Source organism: Pararhodospirillum photometricum DSM 122 (assembly GCF_000284415.1).
In the GTDB taxonomy this organism is placed as follows: Bacteria; Pseudomonadota; Alphaproteobacteria; order Rhodospirillales; family Rhodospirillaceae; genus Pararhodospirillum; species Pararhodospirillum photometricum.
This window is the reverse complement of record NC_017059.1, coordinates 343917-362147: the sequence shown is the minus strand read 5'-3', so window position 1 is coordinate 362147 and position 18231 is coordinate 343917. Positions and strand designations below refer to the sequence as shown.

Genomic DNA, 18231 nt, shown 5'->3' with positions numbered 1-18231 from the left:
CATGCCGCTGACCGTGAATCCCCTGCCCTCCCCGCCGACCCTGCCGCCGCTCGGCCCGTCTGTGGTCAGTGCCCGCCTCGGCCTGCCCCTGGCCGTGCCCGACGTGCTGGGGCTGGGGGCGGCCCTTAAAGTGGTGCCGTGCGTGATGCGCGGCCTCCAGGCCTCCCTGGGTCCCCTGGCCGAGGACCTGGGCGATCCCGAGACCCTGATCCGCTACCGCGACACCCTGGTCGCCCTCCTCGACGAAGCCAACGTGCGGCCTCGCTTGGTCGCCCACGATCTGCACCCTGACTTTCCCTCGACCCGCCTTGCCTTCACCTTGGACCTGCCGACCCTGGCCGTGCAGCACCACCACGCCCACGTCGCTTCGGTGGCGGTGGAAAACGGCCATGCCCAACCCCTGCTCGGCCTCGCCCTGGATGGCTTCGGCCTGGGGCCCGAGCGGGCGGCCTGGGGCGGCGAACTCCTCAGCGTGGACGGCCCGGCCTTTACGCGCCTTGGCGGTCTGGCGCCGTTGGCCCAGCCCGGTGGCGATATTGCCGCCCGCCAGCCCTGGCGCATGGCCGCCGCCGTCTTGCACCGCCTGGGACGTGGCGCCGAGATCGCCAGCCGCTGGGACTATCCCGCCGCCGCCCAGATCGGCACCTTGCTCGACAAGGGCATCGGCGCCCCGCTGACCTCCAGCGCCGGCCGTTTGTTCGATGCCGCCGCCGCCCTCCTCGGCCTGCACCCGGTCGCCACCTTCGAGGGCCAGGCCCCCATGGCCCTGGAGGCCCTGGTCACCCGGCCTAGCGTCATGGATGGCGGCTGGGGGGTTCATCCCGATGGCACCTTGGACCTGATGGCCGTCATGAACGCCCTGGCCGACGAACGCGACGCGGCACGCGGGGCCGACCTGTTCCACGGCACCCTGGCCGCCGCCCTCGCCGACTGGGCGGTGTGGGCCAGCGACCGCACCGGCTTGCGCACCGTGGGCCTGTCGGGCGGCTGCTTCTTGAACCGGGCCTTGAGCAGCACCTTGGTCCAACGCCTGCGCCGGGCCGGTCTCACCGTGCTGACCCACCGGCAGGTCTCGCCCGGCGATGGTGGCTTGGCCTTGGGGGCAGGCGTGGGTCGCGGCGCAGAGCTTGATGCGGGGGTAACGCGGGGCTGCCGCTCGTTTTGGTAACGCGGGGCTGCCGCCCCGGGCCCCGCCTGGGGCGATGCCCCAGACCCCCTTTTTTTATTTCCCCAAAAAAAGGGGGTCTGGAGGCTTCGCCTCCAGGCGGGAGTTTGAGGGCGGCAGCCCTCAAGAGCCTCGAACATCACCGGTCTCCACCAACCGAAAGACCCCCACCATGTGCCTCGCCACCCCCGCCCGTGTTCTTGCCCTGCTGCCCGACCACCAAGCCCGGGTGGACATCGGCGGCGCCTCGCGGATCGTTTCCCTGGAGTTGGTGGACGCGGTGGCCGAGGGCGATCATGTCTTGGTGCACGTCGGCTATGCCCTAGCCCGCCTGGACGCCGCCGAGGCCCAGCGGACCTTGGACCTGATCGACGCCGTGCAGGTGTCGGCATGAGTTTGTCCCCGGTTGATGCCTTCCGCGAGGCGCCGCGCGTCCGTGCCCTGGCCCAAACCCTGGCCCGGCGCGTCCAGCCCGGCCGAACCTACCGGCTGATGGAGTTTTGTGGCGGCCACACCCACGCCATCGCCCACCACGGCCTGCCCGACCTGCTGCCGCCGGCCATTGAGCTGATCCACGGTCCGGGCTGCCCGGTGTGCGTGCTGCCGGTGGCGCGCCTTGAGCAGGCGCTGCATGCCGCTCGCCTGCCCGGGGTGATCCTGGCGACCTATGCCGACTTGATGCGGGTGCCGGGGGTGCGGGGTCTGACCCTGATGCGGGCCCGCGCTGAGGGGGCGGATGTGCGCATGGTCGCCTCGCCGTTGGATGTGTTGAGCTTGGCCCGCGCCCATCCCGAGCGGGTGGTGATCTTCATGGCCATCGGCTTCGAGACCACGGCGCCAGCCACGGCCTTGATGCTCCAGGCGGCACGGACCCAGGGGCTCGCCAATCTTCGGGTGCTGTGCAACCACGTTTTGACCCCGGCGGCGCTGGGCGCCATCTTGGCCGACGACGGCGGCGCCCGGCCCGATGGCATTTTGGGCCCGGCCCACGTCGCGACCGTCATCGGCGCCCAGGCCTTTCGGCCTTTTGCCGAGGACGCGCCGGCCGGACGCGGCGTGCCCATCACCATCGCCGGCTTCGAGCCGGTGGACATGCTGCTGGCCATCGATCGCCTGATCGAGCGGCTCAACGCCGGGGAGGTGGCGGTGGATAACGCCTGTCCCCGGGTGGTAGCCGAGGCCGGCAATCCCAAGGCGCGCGAGGCCCTGGCCCAGGTGTTCTGCCGGCGCGAGACCTTCGACTGGCGGGGCTTTGGCGCCGTGCCTCACTCGGCGCTCAGGCTGGCGCCGGACTGGGCGGCGTTTGATGCCGAGGCGTGCTTCGACCTCCCCGACCCCGTGGCCCCGGACCCGCCGGGCTGTGCGTGCGCCGACATCGTGCGCGGGCGGCGCCGTCCCGGGCAGTGCCCGCTGTTTGGCCGGCTGTGCACCCCGGACACCCCGCAAGGGGCCTGCATGGTCTCGACCGAGGGGGCGTGTGCTGCCCATTGGACCCACGGCCGTTTCCGCGACCTTCCCGCCTTTGGAGCCCCCGCATGAGCGCTGCCCTTCCGCCTGCCCGCCGTGCCCCCCTGGGGCCGCCGCTCGATCTGGTGCACGGGGTCGTTGAACGCGGCCACGGCGGCGGCGGGCGCACCATGGTCCATCTGGTCGAGACCTTGTTTCGCGCCGCCTTCACCAACCCGGCCCTTGATGCCGGCAACGACCACGCGGTTCTTGCCCGGCCGGCCGGGCGGGTGGTGGTGAGCACCGATGCGCACGTGGTCTCGCCCCTGTTCTTTCCCGGGGGGRATATCGGCAGCCTGTCGGTGCATGGCACCTTGAACGACGTGGCCATGGCCGGTGCCGTGCCGATCGCCTTGTCGGCGGCCTTCATTCTGGAGGAGGGCTTTCCCCTCGCCGACCTGGCCCGCATCGTCGCCAGCATGGCCGAGGCAGCGCGCGAGGCCGGGGTGCCCATCGTCACCGGCGACACCAAGGTGGTCGAGCGCGGCCACGGCGACGGGGTGTTCATCACCACCACCGGGGTTGGCGTGGTGGCCGAGGACCTCGACATTCGCGGCGACCGCGCCCAGCCCGGCGATGTGGTGGTGGTCTCGGGCCCGATCGGCGCCCACGGGGTGGCCATTCTCAGCCAGCGCGAGGGCCTGTCCTTCGAGACCCCGGTGGTCAGTGACAGCCAGTCCCTTCACGACCTTGTGGCCGCTCTGGTTGCCGCCGTGCCCGACATCCACGTGCTGCGCGACCCGACCCGGGGCGGTGTGGCGGCGACCTTGAACGAAATCGCCGACCAGTCCGGGGCCGGCATGGTGCTGGAGCAAGAGGCAATCCCGGTGGCGCCCGGGGTGGCCGGGGTGTGCGAGCTGCTGGGCCTCGACCCCCTGACCCTGGCCTGCGAGGGCCGCCTGCTGGCGCTGTGCGCCGAGGCCGATGCCCCGGCCCTGATGGCTGCCCTTACCGCCCACCCCAAGGGCCGCGAGGCCCGGATCATCGGCCGGGTGGTCGCCGATCCTCATCGCTTCGTCCGCCTGATCACCCCTTTCGGTGGCCAGCGGCTGGTGGACTGGTTGTCTGGAGACCAATTGCCCCGCATCTGTTAAACAAGGAGATGCCTGACCGGGAAGGATCCTCTTTTGACCGCCCAGCCGCCGCGCCCCTTGATGTCGTCCGCCTCGCCCGGCCCGGGCTTCGCGCGTTTGTTGCACGCCCCGGACAGTCCCTTGACCGAGGTGATCGCTGTTGCGCACAAGATCGCGGTGTTCGATATCCCGGTGCTGCTGACCGGCGAAAGCGGCACCGGCAAGGAACTTCTGGCCCGCGCCATCCATGACGCCTCGCCGCGGGCGGGCGGGGCCTTTGTGGTGGAAAACTGCGGCGCCCTGCCCGATCCCTTGCTGGAAAGCGAGCTGTTTGGCTGCCGCAAGGGGGCGTTCACCGGGGCCCACGAGGACCGCATCGGCCTGTTTGAGCAGGCCAACGGCGGCACCATCTTTCTCGACGAAATCGGCGAAACCTCGCCGGCTTTTCAAGTCAAACTGCTGCGCGTGCTCCAGGAGGGCGAGATCCGGCCGCTCGGCGCCAGCGTGACCCGCAAGGTCAATGTCCGGGTTCTGACCGCCACCAATCGCGATCTGGAAGAGGAAGTGCGCGATCGCCGCTTCCGCCGCGATCTCTATTATCGTCTGGCCGGCTTTCCCATCCACCTGCCGGCCCTGCGTCACCGCCCGGGCGACTTGCCCTTGCTGGCCGAGGCCTTTGCCCGCCACGCCTCCAGCGCCCTCAACAAGCCGGTGGCCGGCCTCACCCCCGAGGCTCTGGCTCGTTTGGCTCGTCACGACTGGCCCGGTAACGTGCGCGAACTCTATAACGAGATCCAGCGCATGGTGGCCCTGGCCGAGAGTCCCTGGCTTGACCCCAGCCTGTTTTCCCCCACCTTGGCCTTGGCCGGCGATCCCGACCCGACGCCTGTCGTCGGGACCACGGGCACCTTGCGCACCCGGGTGGAGCGCTTTGAGGCGGAGATCATCGACGAGGCCCTGGAACGCCACAACGGCAACATCAGCCGGGTGGCGCGCGACCTCGGCCTGTCGCGTGTTGGGCTGCGTGGCAAGATGTTGCGCTATGGTTTGGCGGGAGGCCGTGAGGAAGAAGGGGAAGGCTGGGGAGGCCAAGCCCCGCCAGACCCCTCGGACCTCCAAAAAAGATGAGGGGTCTGGGGAGGCTCGCCTCCCCAGCCTTTCTTACTCGCTTTTCATCCACGCCGGAACGCGCGGCGTTACCCGAGCCACACCAGCCCACAACGGACGCTCCAAGGCCTCCAAGCGCAAAAAAGCCAGCGCCACCTCCCCCTGCCCCGAGCGCACCACCCCCACCTCCTCGCCCGCCTCGTCTTGCACCAGCGTTCCCGGCGCCGGCAGCGGCCCCTCGACCACAACAGGCACAAGCCGGCGACGGATGAGCCCTCGATAATGGGTCCGCGCCGTCATCTCCTGGCCCAGATAACAGCCCTTGGTGAACGACACCCCCCCCAATTCCTCGAAGCCGTTTTCCAGCAACAGCGCCTTTTCCACTTCCAAGTCGGCGGCGCCATCGGGCAGACCCAGGCTCAGGCGCTGGGCGTGCCAATCGGCGGCCGTGCCGGTGCCAAGGCCGGGGGGGGGCGCGTCTCCCGGGGCCAGCAGTAGCCGGACCCCAGCGGCGGCCAGCCGGGGATCGACAAAGGCGCGGCCCCCGGCCGGCAGGGGGCGGGTCAGACCGGGCAGGGCCTGGAGATCAAGCGCGGCAAACGACGGGCAGCCCACGACGACCCCGACCCGCCAGTCCAGGGGGTCCAAGGTCACGGCGCGGCGCAGGCGATAGCGGCTCAGGCGCTGGGCCAGATCGGGCAGGCGGGCCGCCTCGGTCTCCAGCAACACGTCCTCACCGGCGGCCACCAGAAAGAAATCATGGAGATAGCGGCCCTGGGGGGTGAGAAACGCGCCCCACAGGCTGGCCCCCGGGGTTAGGCGGGTGACATCGGCGCTGACCAGGCCTTGCAAAAACACCCGGGCCTCGGCCCCGGCCACCCGCAGCACCGCGCGCTCCGGCATCGGACAAAAAACCGCCTCGCTGTCGTTCATGCTTCCCTCACGGCAGATTGCCCCTGTTTTGAGCAAGTGGGAAGGCGCGGGCCGATTGGCAAGCGGGTCGGCCCGGGCTAAGAACAAGCATCGGGCCCGCGATGAGGGGAAGTCCATGCGCATCGCCATTTTTGACGACGGGATCAGCTACGACGGCACCACCGCCGAGACCCAGGCGCTGGGCGGCGTGGAACGTGCCGTGATTGCCTTGGCCCGCGCCTTCAGCGGGCTGGGCCACGAGGTGACGGTGCTCAACCGCTGCCCCGGGGAACAGGTGATCGACGGCGTGCATTGGCGGCCCTTGCCCGAGGACTGGGCCAGCGAGCCGCCCCTGGCCGCGACCGATGCCCTGATCGCCGTGCGCGATCCCGCCTTGCTGGCCGGGGCCGCCGAGGCCGGGGCCCGGGTGTTGTGGGCCCTGGCCGCCCCGGCCTATCTGGGCACGGCCAGCGCGCGCGGGGTGCTTCAGGTGCTGCGCCCGGCCCTGGTCGTGCCCAGCCTCGCCAGTTACAACGCCTTGCCAGTGGGCGGCGCCACGGTGATCGTGCCCGGGGTCGAGGCGGTGTTTCACCCCGATCCCGCCGGGGTGCCCGCCGATCCCCCGGTTGCTGTGGTCACCACCCATCCGGCCCACGGGCTGGCCGAGCTTTTAGACCTCTGGCGCCTGATGATCCATCCGGCGGTTCCGACGGCGCGGCTGCACATTTACTCGTCCGTGCTGTATCGCGGCCTCACCGCCGCCCTGCCGCTGCCCCCGGCCTTGAGGACCGTGGCCGACAGCGCCCTGGCCCTGGCGGCGCGGGGCGTCGAGGTGCGGGCGCCGTTGCCGGCGGCGGGCATGGCCCGGGTGTATCGGGAGGCGCGGGTTCACCTCTATCCCGGCCATGCCCAGGACATGGTGGGCTGGACCCTGGCAGACTCCCAGGCCTGCGGCCTGCCGGCGGTGGCCCGGATGCGCGGCGCGGCGGGGGAGCGGCTGGTGAATGGTCAGACCGGCTATCTGGTGCCCGACGACGAGGCCCTGGCCAATGTGGCCATCCAGCTTCTCAGCCACGAAGGGATGTGGCGGGTCCAGGCCGAGGAGGCGGCGCGGCCCGAGCGGCGCCGGTCGTGGGAGGCGGTGGCCCGGGCGTTTGAGCGGCTGATGATGTGAGGAAAAGGGAAGGCTGGTTGGAGGGTGTCGTGAACGCGAAGAGGGTGTTTCTGTGCCATTGTTCTGAAGACAAAGAGTTCGTAAGACGTCTCGCTAAGAGCCTTGACTCACTCGGCATTGCCCCGTGGCTCGACGAGGTCGAGATCAAGCCGGGCGACTCGCTCTTCGGCAAAATTGGGGAAGGTCTAGCATCCTGCGACTATCTTTTCGCTGTTGTATCGGCAAACTCGATCACCTCGCCGTGGGTCGACGAAGAGCTTCGGTCGATGATGTACACTCAACTGAAGAGTAGTCAGGTTCGGGTCATTCCAATCAAGATCGATGACGCGGAAATGCCCTGGTTTCTGACCGAGAAGAAGTACGTTGATTTTCGGAGTTGGTATTGCAAAAGTTCTTACCTCCTAGCATTTGATAAGCTAATTAAATCATTTAAATGGATTTCTTCGGTAAAGTGTAAGAAAACAGGCTTGGATTTTGTGAAGATTGAGGATGGTGTTTTTCAATACGGTCGGTATAAAACGAATGAATATCTAAAAACATTTTGGATTGCGCGGTTTGTGCTCAGTTATAATAATATGATTCTCTTTCTTGAAGATAACTTGGCGTGGCAGAATAAATCTCTATTTTTTAACCCGCTGGAAATAACCAAGAAAGTCAGGGACGGTGCGGGCAATTACCCCGCGCAATTTGTACCAATAAACATAGGCCTAGCCTTTGCCGAGTGGGCAGGTTTTCGACTCCCCTCCCAAAAGCAATGGGAGAAGGCAGCCCGTGGAGCCGATGGCCGCCTGTATCCTTGGGGAGAAGATTGGGATCCAGACAAGTGCAATTGGGGAAAAAATAGCGATTATTGTAATGTTGTACCAGTTGATGATTATCCAGAAGGAAGAAGTCCTTATGGGTGCTTCAATATGTCAGGGAATATGGTCGAGATAACTTCAGAGATCGTAGCAGACAATGAACGTGACACGCACTATGCCGGTAAAGGTGGTAGCTATATGAGCAGCCCGGCTACCGTCGTACTGAACGATTATACTCCTTGCTCTGACTGGGAATCCTATCCACATTATGGGTACCGATTCGTCATCGCCGAGGTTGCGGCCGACCAATTCGAAAGTTAGCCTGAAAAATTTATGGATGCTGGCGGACGTCACACAGTCCGTTGAATAGACATAGTATTTGTGTCCTCTGCTCGAGACCAACGATCTTGCTGTTGGGTGTGGCCGCTCCCATGGCCCTTGGCGGCGCCATGATCGGCGCGGCGTTCCTGACCTATGTCGAGCGCGTCCTGGTGCCCGGTGACGTCGTGGAGATGGATAACCTACCGGCCCACAAGCTGATCGCAATACGCGGAGCTATTGTTTGAATTGCGCTACGGCCCCCATTTCAACCCATTTCAACGGGCGCGTTGATCTTGTTAGACCACTTCCACGCCTAAGCGGCGTGCCTCCTCCGCTTATCCGGTCCAGGGGAGGGTTTTTCGTGGTTCTGGGAGATCTTGTGGCGGGAGTAGTATCGTAAAAAGATAGTGGAATGATATATTCCATCTTTGATACCTTGTCCCAAGGAATAGGTTAGAGGGCAGGGGGGGTAATGGAGCGGGTTGCCATTGATGTGCCTGAGGGATTTTCCTCGTTCGTCGAGCCTGCCTTGGTACGCCTGGGCTATTTGTATCCCTCCCTAAAGATTTTCAGAGACGAAAACAGTCTTGTACTAGAGGCGCCGGAGGGGCTGGAAACTTGCGCAGCGGAGGTGCGCTATCAATTGTATCGAGAGCGTATATATCAAGAAACGTTGCCGATCCGCTGCTGTCTTTATGAGGGATTGGTGCGTTGACATCGCTTTTTTCTTATCGTTTTCAGCCATTTCATGATGAAATACTATTTAGTAATGATGCGGGTGATTTTTTCAGTTCTTCGTCTGATTTTTTAGATCGTATCGTTCGCCAGGACCTGGGGGAGCCCGATCAACTTTTTTTAAAAGAACGCGGCTTTGCTTTTGACGAAGTGGGTGATTTTTACTGGAATAGTCAACGGCGCCGTCTAGCTCGCAAAAAGCATGTTTCCCGTACCTTGTCATATGTGGTGGTCGTTCCCACCCTCCGGTGTGACTTGGATTGTTGCTATTGTCAGGCCAGCCGGGCCCCGCTGTCCGCAAGCGAGGCCGACTGGTCGAGCGACACACTGGCGCGCTTTCTGGCCTTTCTCGACAGCCTCCCCGGCGACCGGATGCTGATTGAGTTTCAAGGGGGGGAGCCGACCTTGCGGCTGGACCTGGTGGAGGCGGTGATCGCCCACGCCCGACGTCGGTTCCGCGAAACCCATTTCGTGCTCTGTAGCAACTTGGCTCGGGGGGCGGACGTGGTGCGCCCGCTTCTGGCTGCTGCGGATGTCAGTCTCAGCACCTCACTGGATGGCCCACCCGATCTACAGCAAAAAAAACCGAACCCGGACTCGGGCGCGGACGCAGGCTTTTTTTCGGGCTTTTGAGGATCTTCTTGAGCAGTTTGGCCCCGATAAAGTCGCCGCTCTTCCAACGATTCTTCCCGAGGATGTGTCACGTCTGGCCGATATTATTGAGGTCTATCGTCGGTATGGCTATCCGGGATTGTTTTTACGTCCCGTTAATTATCAAGGGTTCGCCCGATCCTTGCTGACTCCCACGGCGGATGATGGGCCGGCCCTATGGGCGAAAGGTGTCGAGATTTTGCAAGCCGCCTTGCAGGAGGGCCATCCGCCATTGCGCGAGTTTGGTTTGGAAACGGCCTTGCGGCGGATTTTTTCACCCAATCATACCGCGCATGTGGATTTGCGCAGTCCTAATCCTGCTGCCCGCGACACTCTTTTGGTTGATTACGACGGAACCTTTTATCCCAGCGACGAGGCCCGCATGCTGGCCCGCCAGGGGGTGGCTGATCTCAGTCTCGGGAATCTCCGCAAGGGGCTTGATGGTGAGCGTGTCAACGCCTTGACCTGGAGCCAGATGGCCGATGTCCATGAAGACTGTCTGCACTGTGTTCATTTGCCATGGTGCGGGATTGATGGAGTGGATGATGTCTCCTGGCATGGTCGCAGCGATCTTCCCAAACGAGGGAGTCATTTCTGTCGGTATCATCGAGCTGTTTTTGATTTTATTTTTTCAACACTTCTAGGTGGTGATCCGAATAGATTATCTTTTCTTGCGTTTCATCTGACCGGGGTTCCCGAGACCCTTCCCTTTTTTGGGCCGTTTCGTTATGACGCCGCTTGACGGACGCTTGGTGAGCGCTCCGCCGTGCCGTTCGCCTTTCGTCGTGCGCCTTCACCGAGGCGGGGCCTCTGGCGAGGATGAGGCCGAATTTGACCAAGATCAGGACGGGGTGGTTTGGGTGAGGAGCCGGCGCGGGGCCTTTACCTGTATCATGGCGGATCCTTGGGCTGACCTCGACGAAACCGTTCTCCTGGTTGCACCGGAGCGAGGCCGGGTGTTTCGCCTTATTCGTCCGGGGCCAGGACGGGATAACACGCTGTTGCTGACCGAAGCGTGCGATCAGGCGTGTTTGTTTTGCGCCCAGCCGCCGCGCCCGCGTCATCACGCCTTTTGGGATCTCTATCGGACAGCAGTGCGCTTGGCTCCGGCTGGTGCGGTCATTGGGTTGACCGGCGGTGAGCCCTTGCTGCTCAAGGATTCGCTTTTTTCTTGGGTATTGGACTGTCATGCCGAGCGGCCTGACCTCGGATTTCACCTTCTCACCAACGCTCAGGGGGTGACCGCTGCCGATGTCCCCACCTTGCGGGCTCTGGCGGGCTGGGTGCTGTGGGGCGTGCCCCTGTGTGGCCCTGATGCAGCCAGCCACGACGCCATGGTGCGCAAAGCTGGGGCTTGGGATCGCCTTTTGGAGTCCCTGGATTTCTTGGCGCAAACAGGTGCGGCCGTCGAACTGCGCACGGTGCTTGCGGCGCCAACGCTGGTTAGGCTCCCGCGCTTGGCCGATTTTGTAGCCCGGCATCTACCTTGGGTCGAGACGTGGGCCCTTATGCATATGGAGGCCCAGGGCCTTGCTCGGCGCTTTTGGGAGAGTCTGGCAGTTGCCCCTGAGGATGCCTTCGACACCCTGGGGCCTGCTTTGAGCATCGCTCAGACAGCCGGCCTGCCCATCTCCCTCTACAACTTTCCCCGCTGCCTCGTTCCTGAGGCTTGGCGTCCGTTGGCGGTGGCTTCGATTTCCGACTGGAAGCGTGCGTATGGACCCGAGTGCGAGGCTTGCTCCGAGCGCCCCGGGTGCAGCGGCTTCTTTGCCTCCAATCCCCCCCCCGGAGGGTTTCCCTCATGAGTTTTACCGCCTTTCTGATGCCCTCTCTGCTGGCTGCCGGCTTTCGGACCCCGGCTCTCACGCCTGCCCCGGCGACTGTGAGTCCCGGTTTGGAGCCAGAGCCGGTGGGAACCTTGGTCCAGCGCTTTGCCCCCCAACGCGGTTTCACCTTGGTTGGTCACCGCTCCCATAGCAGCCATCGGTCGCACAGCAGCCATCGGTCTTCATCTGGGGGATCTTATTGGAGAGCCCCTTCCTCTTCCTATACCCCGTCCTATACGCCACCGCCGACGGCCCCCGCGCCCTTGGTCCCCCAGCCCAATCCTAAAGTGGAACGGCTGCGCGGTAACACCGTCGCTTTCAACGAAGTGGTGCGAAAAGTCCAACTCGCTCTCTATGCTCAAGGCGATTATGTCGGCCCCATTGATGGACGGTTGGGGCCAAAAACCAAAGAAGCCATTGCCCACTTTGAAGCCCGGCGCGGTTTGCCGGTCACTGGGACCCTCTCCGATCGCCTGCTTGATGCCCTTTCTCTTTCGTAAGACGCGTTTCGGTCCATAGCGTGATTGTCTGGATTTAATAGGGGATGGGGAGGGTCGGAAATGCCTGTTTAGCCCTCTTCTGCTCCGTTATTTCCAGAATAAGTAGATTAATTTTTTGATCAACTCCAGAATCTCATCTTCTTCACTCTTTCCTCCCCCTTTCTTCTCTTTGCGGTACTCGGCGGGCATCTGGAAGGAACCTTGCCAAATGCCAAGCTTTTCCTCGCGGGCGGCGATTTCGGCGGGGACGTAGGCTTTGGAGTATTCGCGGTAGGCGACGGCGAGGCCCTGGCGGACCAGCCATTCGTTGAGGTTTTCGGAGCCGAGGAAGCAGGTGCCGACGATGCGGCCGTAGCGGTCTTTGTCTTTTTGTTCGCAGCGGACGGTCTGGCGGCCGATTTTGTCGGCGAGGGCGCGGGCGGAGAGTTGGCCGCAGCGATAGGAGGAGCCGTCGGCTTTTTGGCAGCTTTGGCTGCTTTCGGGGGCGTCGAGGCCGTGCATGCGGATGCGTTGGCCGTGGAGGTCGAGGGTGTCGCCGTCGATGACCGAGGCGACGCCTTGGAGATCGGCGGCAGCGGCGACGTCCGGGAGGAGGAAAAGGGACGCGGTGAGGGCGAGGGCAACGCGGCGCATGGGAACCTCTGGTTGAAAAGGGAAGGCTGGGGAGGCGACCCCCCCCAGACCCCTCATTCCTTTAGGGGCAAATGGTTAAGGAGGGGTCTGGGGAGGCGAGCCTCCCCGGCCTTTCCTTCACTCCCCCTTTTTAAACCCGAAAATACTTGGCTTGGGGATGGAAAAGCACCAGGGCCGAGGTGGATTGCTCGGGCACCAGCTCGAACTCCTCGGAGAGATCGAGACCGATGCGCTCGGCGCCCAGAAGATCCAGCAAGTGGCGCTGGTCTTCCAGGTGGGGGCAGGCGGGATAGCCGAAGGAGTAGCGTGAGCCGCGATAGGCTTGCTTGAACAATTCCTCGGTGTCGCGGGCGTCCTCGGCGCCGAAGCCCAGTTCGGCCCGGATGCGTTTGTGCATGTACTCGGCCAGGGCCTCGGCCACCTCGACCGAAACGCCGTGCAGGTAGAGGTAATCCTTGTACTTGTTTTCGGCGAACCAAGCGCGGGCCACATCGCTGGCGCGGGCGCCGACAGTGACGGCCTGGAGGGCGACGACATCGCGGTCTTGGGGGCCGGCCGAGACATCGCGCACGAAGTCGGCCAAGCACAGACCGCCGGCCTTGGCCTGACGGGGCAGGGCGAAGCGGGCGACTTCGCGGCGGCCGTCTTCGTCGTAAAGGACGATGGCGTCACCGTCGCTGGCGGCTTTCCAGAAGCCGTAGACCGCCTTGGGTTCCAAGATGGCGTCCTGGGCGCAGCGCTGGAGCATGTCGAAGAGGATCGGGCGCAGCTCGGTTTCGGCCCACACTTTCCACTCGTCGCGGGTGCGCGAGCCCTTGCGGAAGCCCCATTGGAACTGGAACAAGGTGGCTTCGTTGATAAACGGCACCAAGGTCTTGAGCGAGATCCCCTCAACGAGGCGCGCTCCCCAGAACGGCGGGGTGTGGATCTCGGTCTGGCGGGCCAGTTCGGCGCGGCGCAGCGAGATTTCCTCGGCGTCCACCGGGCGGTCGAGGCGGCGGGGCTTGGCGGCCTGGGCCTGATCGGCGGTGAGGTCGTTGGCGGCGGCCAGGGCGACGGCGTCCAGGGCCTCGGCGGCCTCGCGGGCGCGGCGGCTGGGCTTGGCCTGGCGCTTTTCCTGGATGGCGGCGAGGTGGCGATCGAAGCTACCCTCCATGACCTTGGCCATGAGGTCGAGGCCGTCGAAGGCATCGCGGGCGTAGGCGACCCGGCCGTGATTGCCGTAGGCGCGCACGCAGTCCTCTTCGACAAAGGCGCGGGTGAGGGCGGCGCCGCCCAGGACCACCGGCACGTCCCAGCCGTCGCGCGCCATCTCCTCCAGGTTGTCCTTCATAATCACCGTGGATTTGACCAGCAGGCCCGACAGCCCGATGGCGTCGGCCTTGTGGGTGCGCGCGGCATCAAGGATGGCGGGCAGCGGCTGCTTGATGCCGATGTTGACCACCTTGTAGCCGTTGTTCGACAAGATGATGTCCACGAGGTTCTTGCCGATATCGTGGACGTCGCCCTTGACGGTGGCCAGCACCATGATGCCCCGTTCCTGGCCCTCGATCTTTTCCATGTGGGGTTCGAGGTGGGAGACGGCGGCCTTCATGGTTTCGGCCGACTGCAAGACGAAGGGCAACTGCATTTTGCCGGCGCCGAACAGTTCGCCCACCACGCGCATGCCGTCGAGCAAGATGGTGTTGATGATCTCGAGGGGCGGCATCAGGGCGCGGGCTTCCTCCAGGTCGGCCTCGAGGCCCAGGCGGTCGCCGTCGATGATGCGTTGGCGCAGGCGCTCGTCCACCGGGGCGTCGGCGCGGGCCTCGGCCTTGGCTTCCACCCGGTCTTCAAACAGGCGGATGAAGGCATGCAGCGGGTCGCCGGCCTCGCGTCGGTCGTGGATGAGGTTGAGGGCGGCCTGAACCTCGGCCTCCGGGATCTTGTGCAGCGGCAGAATCTTGGAGACGTGGACAATGGCCCCGGTCATGCCGGCCTTGACCGCCTCATCCAAGAACACCGAGTTGAGCACGCAGCGCGCCGCCGGCTTGAGGCCAAACGAGATATTGGAGAGGCCGAGAATGATCTGGCAGCCCGGCATTTGCTCGCGGATCTGGCGAATGGCGTTCAGGGTTTCCAGGCCCAGGCGGCGGTCATCCTCGTTGCCGGTGCAGATGGTGAAGGTCAGGGGGTCAAACAGCAGGTCCTCGGGGGCGAGGCCGTGCTCGGTGACGGCAAACTCGTAAAGCCGCCGGGCAATGCGCAGCTTACTGTCGGCGTCCTTGGCCATGCCCTCTTCGTCGATGGTCAGGGCGATGACGGCGGCACCGAACTCGCGGGCCAACTCCAGGCGCTGGGCGGCGGTTTCCTCGCCGTCCTCGAAGTTGATGCTGTTGAGGATCGCCTTGCCGCCATAGAGCTTGAGGGCGGCGGCCAGCACCTTGGTTTCGGTGGAATCGATGACCAGGGGCATGTGCACACTGCCGCGCAGGCGGGTGATCACCTCGGTCATGTCGCGGGTTTCGTTGCGCCCGACAAAGGCGGTACAGACGTCCAGGGTGTGGCTGCCCTCGCGGCCCTGCTCGCGGGCCATGCCGACGATGCCGTCCCAGTCCTCGGCGTCTTGCAAGGTGCGGAACTTTTTCGAGCCGTTGGCGTTGCAGCGCTCGCCGATCGACAGGAAGGCGTTTTCCTGGCGCAGCGGCACCGCGCCATACAGCGAGGCCACCGACGGCACCCAATGGACGGTGCGGCGCACCGGGGCCGGGCGGTCGGGGCGACCGGTTTCCTGGGCCAAGGTGCGCAGCATGGCGTCCACGGCCTGGATGTGGGGGGGCGTGGTGCCGCAGCAGCCGCCGACCAGATTGACCCCGTCCTCCAAGATGAAGCGCTTGTGCCAGTCGGCCAGTTCGGCCGGGGTCAGGGGGTAGTGGGCCTTGCCGTCCACCAGTTCGGGCAGGCCGGCGTTGGGCTGCAAGGAGATGAAGCCCGGCCAGTTCTCGGCCAGCCAGCGCACGTGCTCGCTCATTTCGCGCGGGCCGGTGGCGCAGTTGAGGCCCAGGCTGTCCACCCCTAGGGCATGGGCCACGGTGGCGGCCGCCGCGATGTCGGCGCCGACCAGCAAGGTGCCGGTGGTCTCGACCGTGACCTGGAGCAAGATCGGCGTGTCGGTGCCGTGGTGGATCCGGGCTTTCTTGGCGGCGTTGATCGCGGCCTTGAACTGGAGGGGGTCCTGGCAGGTCTCGATCAAGATGGCATCGGCGCCGCCTTCGATCAGGCCCAGGCACTGCTCGGTCAGGCTGTCCTTGAGGGTGTCGTAGTCCACATGGCCCAGGCTGGGCAGGCGGGTTCCGGGACCGACCGAGCCCAGGACAAAGCGCTCGCGGCCATCGCTGAAGCCCTCGGCTGCCTCGCGCGCTAGTTCAACGCTGCGCCGATTGATCTCGCGGGTGCGGTCTTGGAGGTCGAACTCGGCGAGGGTCAGGATCGAGCCGCCGAAGGTGTTGGTCTCCACGCAGTCGGCGCCGGCCTCGAAGTAGCGGGCGTGCAGGCCGCGCACCACGTCGGGCCGGGCCAGGGTCAGGGCCTCGGTGCAGTTCTCGCGGCCGAGGAAGTCCTTCTCGACCGAGAGATCCATGGCCTGGACGAGGCTGCCCATGCCGCCATCGCACAACAAGACACGCTCGCGCAGGGCGTCGAGAAAACGGCTCATGCTCCGTGGCTCCCGTGGGCGGCTTGGGGACGCACCCCAAGGGCGTGGCAGATGGCTTGGACCAGATCCGGCCGGTTGAGGGTATAGAAGTGGAAGTCGCGCACGCCATCGGCCATCAGCAAGCGGCATTGTTCCACGGCCAGGGCGGCGGCGATGAGTTTGCGGGTTTCCGGGTCGTTGTCGAGGCCGTCGAACAGCTCATCCATCCAGGCCGGCACGCTGGCCCCGCAGGCCCCGGCAAAGCGCTTGGCCGTGGCAAAGCCGACCACCGGCAAGATGCCGGGCACGATGGGCACGGTGATGTTGGCCGCCGCCACCCGGTCCATGAAGCGGCGGTAGGCATCCACGTCGAAGAAGAACTGGGTGATGGCGCGGGTCGCCCCGGCGTCGATCTTGCGCTTGAGGGTGTCGATGTCCGCTTCCAGGCTGGGGGCCTCGGGATGGCCCTCGGGATAGGCGGCCACGCTGATCTCGAAATCGGCGACCCGGCGCAGGCCCTGGACCAGATCCAGGGCAAAGGCATAGCCCTCGGGATGGGGGGCGTAGCGGGTGCCGGCTTCGGGCGGGTCGCCGCGCAGGGCCACGATGTGGCGCACCCCGGACTCCCAGTAGGCCCGAGCCACCGCATCGACCTCGTCGCGCGAGGCGGCGACACACGTCAGATGCGCCGCCGGCTCCAGGCGGGTTTCCTGGCGGATGCGCGCCACGGTCTCATGGGTGCGCTCACGCGTCGAGCCGCCGGCGCCATAGGTCACGGAGACAAAAGCCGGGGCCAGGGGCTCCAGGCGCTGAATGCAATCCCACAACTGGGCCTGCATCGCCTCCGTCTTGGGCGGAAAGAACTCAAACGAGACGGAAAGATCATGCGCGGGCAACGCGGCGCCGATCACGGGCTGGAGCTTGGCATTCACGGGTCAGGATCTCCCAGGCCAAAGAAAACAAAAAATCATAGCGCAAAACACACTGTCAGGTCTTCATCGCCCCCAAGGAATGGAGGGGTCTGGGGAGGCCCCGCCTCCCCAGCCTTCCCTTCCTCCTTTAAGGCCGATCCGCCACCCACAACCGCACCGAAAGCTCAGGCCCCGGCAAATCCACCACCTCGCCCGGACACAACCCAGCCCCCAGCACGCCCTGGCTGATCTCAGCCGTCGGGAAGCCCAGCCGAAGGTGATTGTGCCGCTCGCGCAGGTCCTCGCGGTCGTGGGGCGCAAGGTCGGCGATAATCAGCCGCCCGCCCGGCCGCAACACCCGGGCCGCCTCGGCCAAGGCCCGCGCCGGGGTTTCGACGTAGTGCAAGACCTGATGCAAGGTCACAGCATCAAAGGAAGCGTCGGGGAAGGGCAGGGCATACAGGTCGCCCTGGCGCACCGAAGCATTGCGCACCCCGGCCCGATCCAGGTTGGCGCGGGCCAGCGCCAGCATCGCCCGGGACTGGTCAAGGCCCGTGACTTGGCTCGCCAGCGGCGCGAGGCGCTCCAGCAGGCGGCCGGTGCCGGTGCCGATGTCGAGCACGTCGTGCAGGGGGCGGCCGGCGAGGCGGGCCACGATGGCCTCCTCCACCGGCTCCTCGGCGCCGGTCAGGCGGCGCAACTCATCCCAGCGCTGGGCGTTGGTGGTGAAGTAGGCGGCGGCGGCCTCGGCCCGTTCGGCGCGCAGGGCTTCCAGGCGGCTGCGGTCGAGGGCCAGGGTGGCGGTGGTGTCGTTGGGGGCGGGCAGGAGGCCGACGATCGCCCGGGCCAGGGCCGCGCCGGGACCCGTGGGGGCGAGGCGATAAAACACCCAGGCTCCTTCGGGCAGGCGCTCCAGGAGGCCGGCCTCGCACATGACCTTCAAGTGGCGCGAAACCCGGGGCTGACTGATGCCCAGGATGCGTACCATGTCCGAGACACTGAGGTCGCCGTGGGCACACAGGGCCAGGAGGCGCAGTCGCGTTGCTTCTGCCGCTGCGCGCAGGCCTGTCAATACCGCTTCCACTCTCGGCGTCCTCCATCGTGCGAATATGTTTATATAAACATATCTTTATATCAGTGGCATAGCAAGGCAAAACAGGAGGGCTTGGGGCATTCGGCTGGTGATGCACGAAAAGGGGCAGGCTGGGGAGGTGGGCCTTCCCAGTCCCCTCCTTCCCGAAGGG

18 protein-coding genes are annotated in these 18231 nt (G+C 65.3%); 13 read left to right on the top strand and 5 right to left on the bottom strand.

Features of this window, described 5'->3' with window-relative positions:
• The first annotated feature begins 1 nt into the window (after position 1).
• From RSPPHO_RS01565 to RSPPHO_RS01545, 5 genes are all read left to right on the top strand, one after another.
• Positions 2–1168 (top strand): Kae1-like domain-containing protein, encoded by a 1167-nt coding sequence (locus tag RSPPHO_RS01565; protein ID WP_014413533.1) that lies wholly within the window; start codon positions 2–4, stop codon positions 1166–1168.
• A gap of 169 nt (positions 1169–1337) precedes the next feature.
• On the top strand, positions 1338–1559 hold the full coding sequence (locus RSPPHO_RS19580; protein WP_041793696.1) for a HypC/HybG/HupF family hydrogenase formation chaperone: 222 nt from the start codon (positions 1338–1340) through the stop codon (positions 1557–1559).
• A complete protein-coding gene (gene hypD, locus RSPPHO_RS01555) occupies positions 1556–2704 on the top strand; it encodes a hydrogenase formation protein HypD (RefSeq protein ID WP_041793694.1) in 1149 nt (382 codons plus the stop codon). Before RSPPHO_RS19580 ends, hypD begins: the two co-directional genes overlap by 4 nt.
• Positions 2701–3765, top strand: coding sequence for a hydrogenase expression/formation protein HypE (gene hypE, locus RSPPHO_RS01550; RefSeq protein WP_041793693.1), 1065 nt, complete (start codon positions 2701–2703; stop codon positions 3763–3765). Before hypD ends, hypE begins: the two co-directional genes overlap by 4 nt.
• Before the next feature lie 33 nt (positions 3766–3798).
• Positions 3799–4872, top strand: a complete 1074-nt coding sequence (locus RSPPHO_RS01545) for a sigma-54 interaction domain-containing protein (protein WP_014413529.1) — start codon at positions 3799–3801, stop codon at positions 4870–4872.
• A gap of 33 nt (positions 4873–4905) precedes the next feature.
• On the opposite strand, the gene ygfZ is transcribed toward RSPPHO_RS01545, so the two are convergent.
• Positions 4906–5784: a CAF17-like 4Fe-4S cluster assembly/insertion protein YgfZ gene (gene ygfZ, locus RSPPHO_RS01540; RefSeq protein ID WP_041793689.1), complete on the bottom strand. Its 879-nt coding sequence runs from the start codon at positions 5782–5784 to the stop codon at positions 4906–4908.
• A 115-nt stretch (positions 5785–5899) separates the two neighbouring features.
• Here ygfZ and RSPPHO_RS01535 point away from each other — a divergent pair, with 115 nt between their 5' ends.
• From RSPPHO_RS01535 to RSPPHO_RS19570, 8 genes are all read left to right on the top strand, one after another.
• On the top strand, positions 5900–6937 hold the full coding sequence (locus RSPPHO_RS01535) for a glycosyltransferase (RefSeq protein ID WP_041793688.1): 1038 nt from the start codon (positions 5900–5902) through the stop codon (positions 6935–6937).
• A gap of 29 nt (positions 6938–6966) precedes the next feature.
• Positions 6967–8058 (top strand): TIR domain-containing protein, encoded by a 1092-nt coding sequence (locus RSPPHO_RS18580; RefSeq protein WP_162138076.1) that lies wholly within the window; start codon positions 6967–6969, stop codon positions 8056–8058.
• Between the two features lie 86 nt (positions 8059–8144).
• Positions 8145–8303: a hypothetical protein gene (locus RSPPHO_RS19575; protein WP_157879042.1), complete on the top strand. Its 159-nt coding sequence runs from the start codon at positions 8145–8147 to the stop codon at positions 8301–8303.
• 227 nt (positions 8304–8530) lie between these two features.
• Positions 8531–8773, top strand: coding sequence for a hypothetical protein (locus tag RSPPHO_RS01525; protein ID WP_014413526.1), 243 nt, complete (start codon positions 8531–8533; stop codon positions 8771–8773).
• Positions 8770–9426, top strand: coding sequence for a radical SAM protein (locus RSPPHO_RS17360; RefSeq protein WP_051013551.1), 657 nt, complete (start codon positions 8770–8772; stop codon positions 9424–9426). Before RSPPHO_RS01525 ends, RSPPHO_RS17360 begins: the two co-directional genes overlap by 4 nt.
• Positions 9350–10186, top strand: coding sequence for a hypothetical protein (locus RSPPHO_RS17355; RefSeq protein ID WP_162138075.1), 837 nt, complete (start codon positions 9350–9352; stop codon positions 10184–10186). The genes RSPPHO_RS17360 and RSPPHO_RS17355 overlap by 77 nt, the downstream gene beginning before the upstream one ends.
• A 151-nt stretch (positions 10187–10337) precedes the next feature.
• On the top strand, positions 10338–11249 hold the full coding sequence (locus RSPPHO_RS01515; protein WP_157879041.1) for a radical SAM protein: 912 nt from the start codon (positions 10338–10340) through the stop codon (positions 11247–11249).
• Positions 11250–11533: 284 nt separating this feature from the next.
• Positions 11534–11770 (top strand): peptidoglycan-binding domain-containing protein, encoded by a 237-nt coding sequence (locus RSPPHO_RS19570; protein WP_014413524.1) that lies wholly within the window; start codon positions 11534–11536, stop codon positions 11768–11770.
• 87 nt (positions 11771–11857) lie between these two features.
• On the opposite strand, the gene RSPPHO_RS01505 is transcribed toward RSPPHO_RS19570, so the two are convergent.
• From RSPPHO_RS01505 to RSPPHO_RS01490, 4 genes are all read right to left on the bottom strand, one after another.
• Positions 11858–12403: a thermonuclease family protein gene (locus RSPPHO_RS01505; RefSeq protein ID WP_157879040.1), complete on the bottom strand. Its 546-nt coding sequence runs from the start codon at positions 12401–12403 to the stop codon at positions 11858–11860.
• A gap of 130 nt (positions 12404–12533) precedes the next feature.
• Positions 12534–16097: a methionine synthase gene (gene metH / locus RSPPHO_RS01500; RefSeq protein ID WP_041793685.1), complete on the bottom strand. Its 3564-nt coding sequence runs from the start codon at positions 16095–16097 to the stop codon at positions 12534–12536.
• Complete coding sequence (metF, locus tag RSPPHO_RS01495; protein WP_014413521.1) at positions 16094–17008, bottom strand: methylenetetrahydrofolate reductase; 915 nt, start codon at positions 17006–17008, stop codon at positions 16094–16096. The genes metH and metF overlap by 4 nt, the downstream gene beginning before the upstream one ends.
• A gap of 127 nt (positions 17009–17135) precedes the next feature.
• Positions 17136–18071 (bottom strand): ArsR/SmtB family transcription factor, encoded by a 936-nt coding sequence (locus RSPPHO_RS01490; RefSeq protein ID WP_014413520.1) that lies wholly within the window; start codon positions 18069–18071, stop codon positions 17136–17138.
• Positions 18072–18231: the final 160 nt, after the last annotated feature.